The following is a 384-nucleotide window of genomic DNA, read 5'->3' on the forward strand; positions in this document are numbered from 1 at the left end:
GGATAAAACAGGGGCTGAATATCCTTTAAGGCCTGATCCAGTTCCCTGCACTCTTCGTCGGTAAAAAACAGGCGAAATCTGGGATCAGCGGATATTGCTTTCAGCCAGGAACGCTGAAGCTTAGTCAGAGGCAGAGGCGCCGGCGCTTTTACACGGGAGCGAAAAAGCGGCCTGCCGGGATTGCCTTCCCCGGATCTTTCCAGTAAATTCCATTCTCCGCTTACCAGCTTTGGGACGATAGAGAGTGCGCTCTCCTCATATCCGTATGTATCCGCAATGCGGTTTAAGTCGCATTCAGACAAACCTTGTTCTGCGGCCTCGTCCAGAATCCGGCGTACGACCAGAAAATAACAGTTGTAGATTTCAGAAAACAGTTCAGGCTCC

Annotated in this window: 1 protein-coding gene; it reads right to left on the minus strand. The window is 51.0% G+C overall.

Annotated elements, in window-relative coordinates; translation table 11 throughout:
- Positions 1 to 302, minus strand: a 302-nt coding sequence (locus NE664_15605; GenBank protein ID MCQ4728059.1) for a WYL domain-containing protein, incomplete at its 3' end; no start/stop codon positions are given.
- Positions 303 to 384: the final 82 nt, after the last annotated feature.

It is taken from the genome of Anaerotignum faecicola (genome assembly GCA_024460105.1).
Classification (GTDB): domain Bacteria; phylum Bacillota; class Clostridia; order Lachnospirales; family Anaerotignaceae; genus JANFXS01.